The 7,718-nt window shown below is 52.0% G+C and carries 8 protein-coding genes and 3 tRNA genes; 10 read left to right on the top strand and 1 reads right to left on the bottom strand.

Annotated elements, in window-relative coordinates; all coding sequences use genetic code 11:
* Positions 1-3: 3 nt before the first annotated feature.
* The 7 genes from QP978_RS03370 to QP978_RS03340 all read left to right on the top strand — a co-directional run bounded on the left by QP978_RS03370 (position 4) and on the right by QP978_RS03340 (position 4,377).
* Positions 4-76 (top strand) — tRNA-Gly (locus QP978_RS03370).
* A 66-nt stretch (positions 77-142) separates the two neighbouring features.
* A tRNA-Val gene (locus QP978_RS03365) sits at positions 143-217 on the top strand.
* 27 nt (positions 218-244) lie between these two features.
* Positions 245-320, top strand: a tRNA-Gly gene (locus tag QP978_RS03360).
* 148 nt (positions 321-468) lie between these two features.
* Positions 469-1,425, top strand: a complete 957-nt coding sequence (locus tag QP978_RS03355) for a DUF1963 domain-containing protein (protein ID WP_049193214.1) — start codon at positions 469-471, stop codon at positions 1,423-1,425.
* Positions 1,426-1,503: 78 nt separating this feature from the next.
* Entirely contained in the window at positions 1,504-2,193 is a 690-nt protein-coding gene (locus tag QP978_RS03350) for a hypothetical protein (RefSeq protein WP_040360643.1), read from the top strand.
* A complete protein-coding gene (locus QP978_RS03345) occupies positions 2,190-2,486 on the top strand; it encodes a hypothetical protein (protein WP_284856840.1) in 297 nt (98 codons plus the stop codon). The genes QP978_RS03350 and QP978_RS03345 overlap by 4 nt, the downstream gene beginning before the upstream one ends.
* Positions 2,479-4,377, top strand: a complete 1,899-nt coding sequence (locus QP978_RS03340) for a radical SAM protein (protein WP_284856839.1) — start codon at positions 2,479-2,481, stop codon at positions 4,375-4,377. The genes QP978_RS03345 and QP978_RS03340 overlap by 8 nt, the downstream gene beginning before the upstream one ends.
* A gap of 67 nt (positions 4,378-4,444) precedes the next feature.
* On the opposite strand, the gene QP978_RS03335 is transcribed toward QP978_RS03340, so the two are convergent.
* Entirely contained in the window at positions 4,445-4,942 is a 498-nt protein-coding gene (locus tag QP978_RS03335) for a ferritin (protein WP_070438323.1), read from the bottom strand.
* A 103-nt stretch (positions 4,943-5,045) separates the two neighbouring features.
* Between QP978_RS03335 and QP978_RS03330 the strand changes: the two genes are divergently transcribed.
* From QP978_RS03330 to msrB, 3 genes are all read left to right on the top strand, one after another.
* Positions 5,046-5,858 carry a dihydrofolate reductase family protein gene (locus QP978_RS03330; RefSeq protein ID WP_049193029.1) on the top strand — a complete coding sequence of 271 codons (813 nt, stop codon included), beginning with the start codon at positions 5,046-5,048 and terminating at the stop codon, positions 5,856-5,858.
* A 143-nt stretch (positions 5,859-6,001) separates the two neighbouring features.
* A complete protein-coding gene (locus tag QP978_RS03325) occupies positions 6,002-7,258 on the top strand; it encodes a glycosyltransferase family 87 protein (protein WP_222865028.1) in 1,257 nt (418 codons plus the stop codon).
* Entirely contained in the window at positions 7,251-7,676 is a 426-nt protein-coding gene (gene msrB / locus QP978_RS03320) for a peptide-methionine (R)-S-oxide reductase MsrB (RefSeq protein WP_048733231.1), read from the top strand. The genes QP978_RS03325 and msrB overlap by 8 nt, the downstream gene beginning before the upstream one ends.
* Positions 7,677-7,718: the final 42 nt, after the last annotated feature.

The following is a 7,718-nucleotide window of genomic DNA, read 5'->3' as shown; positions in this document are numbered from 1 at the left end:
TTTGCGGATGTAGCGCAGCTGGTAGCGCATAACCTTGCCAAGGTTAGGGTCGCGGGTTCGAGTCCCGTCATCCGCTCAGTGCAAAACCCCCTTCTCCTGGAAGGGGGTTGCGCTTGAAAGCTTCTATATAGCTTTTACCCCAGCGCGATTAGCTCAGTGGGAGAGCGCTTCCCTGACACGGAAGAGGTCACTGGTTCAATCCCAGTATCGCGCACCACGTAAGCCCTTATGGGCGAGCGTATTTGCGGATGTAGCGCAGCTGGTAGCGCATAACCTTGCCAAGGTTAGGGTCGCGGGTTCGAGTCCCGTCATCCGCTCCACGCTAACTCCCTTGTGGTCCTCCACAAGGGAGTTTTTTGGCGAATCAAGGAAAAGGATGCTGCAGTGGATAGCTATTGCAGCATCCTTTCGTTTGAAGGATAATCCCTGATTAAACACCTTGTTTTCCGAGAGAAAGAACCACCTGCCATGTCAGAGTTCACAGCACAGGTTCAAGCACTTCGCTCGTTGATCGAGGCCGGAGAGTTTATCTCCGAAGACACTGATGGCCTCATCCAACTTGCTCAACCAGGCGTAACCCTTCCCTACTCCAACAGCACTCCCACCGACCATGGTTCGTACTTCGGTGGCAGGCCGTATCTTCCGGAAGGTGCGACATGGCCCATCGCAAAGAGCGGTCAGCCACTGCTCCACATCATTCAGCTGAATTTTGCGGATATTGTCGGTCATGTGCGTGCGGAGGGGGCGTCGACAAGCGAAGCAACTCTCGACGGATTGATTCCCGAATCAGGAATTTTTCAACTCTTTGTCGGCGCTGATCCCCTCAGCGGCGGATTTACTTCAGATTCGCCAGGAAACGGCATGGAGATTCGCTATATCCCTGAGCCTGCGGAAGGCTTTGGCAACCACAGCTTCCCTGGACCTCATACCGCGGAGCCAGCAGCCTTCGATGAAGAGCACGAGGATTACTGCTCCCCGTTCAACGAGGATATTGGGACGGTTATGAACTCTCCGATTTCCTTGTCTAGTGCAGTGGCAATGATCCCTCCCACTGACCAAGCAGTGTACGAGGCGTTGGAGTCCGAAAAGGACGATGACTTTCTTGATAACGATGACTACTTTGACGAGCTAGTTGAGTTGCGAGCCGCAGCCAGTAACCAAAGCAACATTATGCTTGGCGGTTTCCCCGCTTTCGCGCAAGACCCTTTTCAGCCTGATGGGTACGTTCACTTCCTAGAGATCGATTCCACATATCTCGAAGAAGAAGAGCTCCCCTTCGAGGCCATGTGGGGCGATCTAGGTGTGGCCCACGTATTCCTTCACCCAGACGCGTTGAAGAAGATGCACGCCGGCGAGGCCGTGGTGTACCGCTCCGAAAATACTGGCACGACCGATGGTGCTGTTTTCTACTGGGATTGTGGCTAGGTTTGTTTTCCACAATCGCCCCATTTGGTTTGCCTTTAATCCAAACCACAGTTTCGACCATTACCTGGAGTAAATAAAGTGGTAGGCGACTTTCTTATATTCGCAGTTATTATCGTATTTGTATCCCTTTTAGTATTTTTTGTTGAATTCCGCGGATCCGATAAACCTGTGGAGTGGCCACAGGCGAATATTGGTGTTGGACAGATCGAATCCTTCAGCGTCACCGGCAAGCCCGATAAGAAGGGTTACTACACGGTCATCATGCAGATGGCAGTCGAGGCACAAGATGGGAGCCACTTTAAGTCGGTTTTGACCCGTCAACTACCGGAACATAAGCACTCCCTCCTGCAGCAAGGCATACTCGTCCCTGTGATGTACCGCCCAGACCGACCGGAGAAGGTCAAGATTGCCCGCGGCAGGCATGAGAAACGGGCTCAAGATTTCCTGAACCAAGTCAAGATTCGCGATGGAATTCTTGATCGCGAAATGTTAGAGGCTGATCTACGAGGACGTCCGACTTACTCACAGGTGAAATACATCAAAGACACCGGACGAAAAGTTCGTGGCCTCAATGAATATGAACTTGGACTGTCTGTCTTCCCGGCGCATGGTGAGCCCTACTCTGTCACTAAGACAATGGTGTTAATGAATTACGAGGCGGCAGCGGTAACCCCGGGGACCATCCTGCCGACACGATACCTTCCAAATCAACCAAACGCACTGGTAGTTAGCCTGCGTCCTAAGAATGAAAAGGCCGATGCAAAATGACGAACTATGAGTCGTGGGAAAACGAAGAACTAAATGAGCTGGAAAAATATCGGCGAACTGCAGACGTTGGCGGCCATAACCGTACCGGTACAGGTGCGAGCACCGGTGGCGACGGCAGCATTCCGGACTATTTCGACCAGTCGGACTCTGACTGTCCATTCTCTGAAACAGGAAGTTTTACCAACGGTTGGTGCGACGCTCTAAATTTCGGTGACGGCAGCGACAGCGGAGACGGCGGGGACTCGAACAACAACAATAACAATAACAATAACAACAACAATAATAATGGCTAAGACAATACTTCCGTTACCGACGATTCCTACCGTCGGCGTGCCAGCACTTGATGAGACCGCTGCTGCGGACAACGCCACTTTTCAAGCAGCTGTAACCACTAAAGCTGGATTCAGACTTCACCACAAAGCAATTAAGCTGACCTTTGTTCCTAACCAGTATTGCAATCTTGGGTGCAGTTACTGCTACCTGGGCGATCTCACCGAGAACAAAGACAATCCTTCGGATGTAGTGTCACAATTCAATCGCATTGCGAACCATCTGGATCACCAGGGAATCCTCATCAGCTCGTTACTTTTGCACGGTGCGGAAATTTCGACTTTGCCAGCATCTGTATTGCGCGACCTGTTCAACGCATATACGGAGTATCGCTCTAAGTATCGCTTGCAGCTCAAAGCTTTAGGCAGCAACGGCGCAGCGATCCACATTAAAACCAATCTGTACCACTTCGATAAATTAAGGCCCCTCTACGAGGAGTTCGAAGTTTCCATTTCAGGCAGCTTTGATTTGCCATTTAGCCTGCATGAGAAACTGCGTACAACCAAGGCGGGGAAATCGACCCTCAAGCGAACAATTAACAATGTTTTGCTCCTTGGTGAATATCCATTCCGCAAGCAGATAAGCTGCGTAGTTGGGAAAGAACACCTCGAACGCATCGACGAGTTTATTCATGATATTGAATGGCTCGATGAACATGGTTTTGACATGGTTACCGACTTCTACATCATGTTTGCCTACGATAGCGTGAAGTCGGACTACACTTCCCAGCTCAACCAGCAGGAAATGGTTGAATTCTTCGAAGCTTTGCGGCTCCATTTCGAAGGCACAAAGTTCGAACAAGCCATTTATTATGAGTGGTTCAAGGAATTTACCCACGGTTACTGCACTAATCAGATCAATTGCGGCACCAATAACTTTCTAGTGCAGAAGGACGGGGACGTTTACCCGTGCCACAGAGGTCAGGCAGAACCTGACTTGAAGTTTGGCAATATTCTCCAACTGGGAATGCCTGAGTTGATTACGCGCGGCGGCGATGCCATTCGCGCTTATGAGCGGGCCAATCCTGCTCTATCCAGTGACTGCATTAGCTGTGAGTATTTCTATCTCTGCCATGCCGGGTGTCCAATTCAACGCAACAACACCCAGCAGGACAAGGCCTATACCTGCGGTATCCAGAAGGCGCTTTATCGCGCCCAACCACATCGCTTTCCGCCCAAGCCGGAAGTTTCGCGCCGCCTTGTTGACTCATTCATTCGACAAAACCAGCCGCGTATTTACGATGACCTGTCAGTTCCTCGAGTAATTGAGTTTAATCCCGAGCTCTTCGAAGAGAAGAACTCGATTACATCGATTATCAACCGCGATTCTAATTTGGCAACGTTGTTCCGAAAAGGTGCGATACGTCTCCATGTCAACGAGGCGTCCTGTGACTTGTTCTCCAGCCGACTCTATGGTCGCATCACCCAGGCCAATATTTCGCCTAGCGATAGCATCAAGGTGTTTGTCGCAGACGACCTTTGGGCACTGAATGCAGGCGACGGCGCAATTAACGCGGTCCGGGTACAACTCTTGCGTGACAATCTCGTTGTCTATGGAGACGAGGCCCGAACAAAGATGGAGCACGTCGCCACGACCGATTTTTATGCCGCAGAACTGACTCGCGCGGAAGGTGGTTGGATTTTGGATTCAACCGGGTTTTTCAAGCAGTACGCACACACGTTCCTTCCCGATTATGGCAATCTCTTATCGATCACAACGATCAAAGCTCGTGAATACCACTACACAAAGCACGCCAAAAACGCGTTCTACCACCTGGAAACGGTGAATCTTCCCTTCCACGAATTTCGGTTTGATTGGAAGCCAGATCCGTCAATTGATATTCAGGCTACATAGAAACGACCGCCCCAGGAACTTCCCTGGAGCGGTCTTCTCTTTTCGAACTCACAAATCGAGTTTGACGTTAAGCTGCGTCGCGAGCGCCAAGCTCCCGGTCGATACGCAGCAGGCCAGCACCGTTGTCGCCAACAATCTCCAGGCGACCGATGATGCCACGCACGGTGTCCTCTTCCTCAATCTGCTCAACCACGAAGCTGTCCAGCAGCGGGCGGGAGTCGAGATCACCCTCGCTATCAGCAAGCTTGCGGAGGTTACGGATAGATGCCGAAACCTTCTCTTCATGCTCGAGAGCAATGCGGAATGCATCGATTGCGGAAGTGACCTTCACCTCCGGTGCGTCGACAGCACCAATCTGCGGGTGGTTGTCGCGAGCATCGAGGTGTGCGATGAACTGGTTCGCGTGATCAACTTCCTCATCCGCCTGTGCACGCATCCACTCTGCCATGCCGGAGAAATCCAGCAGGTCCAGTTCGATTGCCAGCTGGCGGTAGACGTGGGAAGCGGTGAGCTCCATAGTGATCTGGTCGTTGAATGCCTTCTCAAGAGTATCTGTTAGTCGCATGCCCCTACTATAAGTCCAATCCTTATAAATGACAACGATTATAATACTTCCCTTATAAGCCAGGCCTTGCCTATTCTGCAATCGTCGGCTTAACCTCGGCGGTATGGCTACACTCACCTCCGTAAGCCCATCGACCGACGAAATTCTGCAGTTTCTTTCTCGACCTGCGCAAACGACACATGATACAGCGGCGGTGTCTCACAACACCTCCACCGTCACGGCCATCGCCGTCACCAGCTTGGACGGACGCGGCGCCGTCGAAGGCACCTCTGGCCAGCTTGGCAACGACACCGATGCCACGGTTTTCAACACGCTTCGCGCGCTTGCCGACGTCGTTTTCGTTGGTACAGGCACCATTGCGTCCGAGGGGTACGGGCCAGTTGAGATACCGGAGTACCTAGAGGCCGTTCGACAGAAGCTAGGTCGCTCCGAGCACGTGGCGATGTCCACACTTTCGCGCTCGTTGGATTTAGATATAAAATCTGACTTTTTCGCGAATGCAGAAGTCAATCCTCCGATAATCTTCACCCCGACTAAAGATGCTTTTAATGATGAAGAGGCAAGAGCCGCTCACAAGAACAAAGCTAAAAAGATGGAGTCGGCCGGGGCTCGCGTCGTTAAGTTCCCTAACCCCTCGGTAAAAGCGGCGTTAACGTGGCTGGCTGAACATGGGTATCGGGACATTGTCGTAGAGGGTGGATCGACGATGTATCGAGAAGCATTCAAAAAGGGGTGCGTCGACGAACTGTTCCTGACATTGTCGCCGATGTGGGTGGGTAACGGCCCCCTGACTTTCGGCGAGAACGACCCTGATGAGGACTCGAACTCGACGAACCCGCAGGCTTTTGAAGTGCGGGATATCCTACGTTCCGACTCACACATCTTCCTACGCTATTCCCGCAGCTTCACCCAGTAGGGTGGAGTATTGTGAGTAAACCAAAAATCGACGTGAGCGCAAGCGCAACGGCATTAACGCAAACGTCCAAGGACACGCCAGAGACAAATTCGGTGGCTCCACGCCCTCTGTCTCGGCACGTGTCGCGAGGACTCAGCGCTTTCTTGTGGCCTATCGCAGCTGTGGTGATTTTTCACCGCACCTGGGTTTTGCCGAAAGACGTTTCTGGCACAGATGACTTTACGACCGTCTGGTCGGCAATTAATCGATTCGTATCGCAGGTACCCGTTTATTCGGAAGACTACGTAACAGCCGATCCGCACTATCTGTATTCCCCAGGCGCTACCCTACTTTTAGCCCCGATTGATTTGTTCGGCTCGCTTGAATCGGGCCGAATCTGGTTTGCGGTGTTTCAGTCAGCTGCAATCATTGCGGCAATTGTATTGCTGCTGAGGTGGCTTGGTATTGCGCGCTCTGGCCCCATCATTCCAGCGTCGATAGCACTGCTCTACCTCACGGAACCCGTTACCAACACCCTTGATTTTACGAACGTCAACGGTTCACTCTTCCTTGCATTAGTGCTGTTTTTTATTGCTCTGACCGAGCGGCGCAATATCCTGGCCGGCCTGATCATCGGTATCGCAATCACCATTAAACCTGTTTTCTTGCCAATGCTGTTCCTACCGTTCATGCGCAGGCAGTTCTCTACGGTACTGACCAGTATCGGAGTGGTAATTGCAGCCAATGTCATTGCGTGGCCGCTCATGGTCCAACCACGTGACTACCTAGATATCACCGTCCCCTACCTGGGAGTTGTCCGTGACTTTGCAAATGCTTCACTGACTGGACAGCTTGTTTGGCTAGGTGCCCATCCGACCCTGATTTTGCTGTGGCAGATCTTTTTCGGCATTTTCGTCTTGGTATCCGTCGTGCTCCTTCTTCGCTGGCTCGAAAGGGATGAGAAATTCTGGATTGCTACGACTTCCGGAGTTCTCTTCACCGGCGCGTTCTTCCTTTCCAGCCTGGGCCAGCAGTACTACTCGATGACGCTCTTGCCAATGGTTCTCACCGTGCTTCGCCCATTGGTTTTGGCTCGCGACAATGAAGGAAATATTGGTTCGACAGTCATGTTGAATTGGGGCGCAGGACTCGGAGTCGTACTCTGTTTCTTCTACGCCAATTGGTGGATTGATGAAGATGACCTCTTTTTCCCGTGGTTCACGGTTGCAATCGGCGGTATTGGATGGGCCGTTCTTATTCTCTCCATCACGGCAGCACTCATTCGAATGACGATTGTGGATGCCGTCAATGGGCGTAGCTTTGCATCCGGCTTCAGCTGGCTGAGCGACTGGAAGATAGCAGGCAGGAAGTCTAATCAGGAATCTGATCTCAAGTCTGAGGAGGCTATTCAGAATGGTTGATTCGCATAGCGAAGACTGGAATCTGAGCGAAGAAGAATGGCGCGAACGCCTCAGTGCCGCGGAGTACCAGGTTTTGCGTCAGGCAGGTACTGAACGCGCCTTCACCGGTGAGTACACCGATACCAAGACTCAAGGTGTCTACCGCTGCCGGGCCTGTGGTTACGAGCTGTTTCGGTCGAACGAGAAGTTCGACTCTCACTGCGGTTGGCCATCCTTCTTCTCTCCACTAGCTGGAGACCGGATTATTGAGCGCCGAGACACCAGCCTCGGTATGGTCCGTACCGAAGTGCTGTGCAGTCGTTGCAAGTCTCACCTCGGCCACGTCTTTGAGGGTGAGGGATACAATACTCCGACCGACCTGCGTTATTGCATCAATTCAATTTCACTCACGCTCGAACCGGACAAGACGGCTGAATAACTAGATAGAGAAGCAGCGCCGCTGGTCAAAATCCCGTCAGTT

Source organism: Corynebacterium sp. MSK035, assembly GCF_030232615.1.
Taxonomy (GTDB): Bacteria; Actinomycetota; Actinomycetes; order Mycobacteriales; family Mycobacteriaceae; genus Corynebacterium; species Corynebacterium jeikeium_D.
Note: the sequence above shows the minus strand (reverse complement) of the source record. Positions and strands in the feature narration are given on the sequence as shown.

Coding starts and splice junctions, on each gene's coding strand:
- QP978_RS03330 (WP_049193029.1), top strand. CDS start 5,046: ATGGCTACACTCACCTCCGTAAGCCCATCGACCGACGAAATTCTGCAG.
- msrB (WP_048733231.1), top strand. CDS start 7,251: ATGGTTGATTCGCATAGCGAAGACTGGAATCTGAGCGAAGAAGAATGG.
- QP978_RS03335 (WP_070438323.1), bottom strand. CDS start 4,942: ATGCGACTAACAGATACTCTTGAGAAGGCATTCAACGACCAGATCACT.
- QP978_RS03340 (WP_284856839.1), top strand. CDS start 2,479: ATGGCTAAGACAATACTTCCGTTACCGACGATTCCTACCGTCGGCGTG.
- QP978_RS03355 (WP_049193214.1), top strand. CDS start 469: ATGTCAGAGTTCACAGCACAGGTTCAAGCACTTCGCTCGTTGATCGAG.
- QP978_RS03345 (WP_284856840.1), top strand. CDS start 2,190: ATGACGAACTATGAGTCGTGGGAAAACGAAGAACTAAATGAGCTGGAA.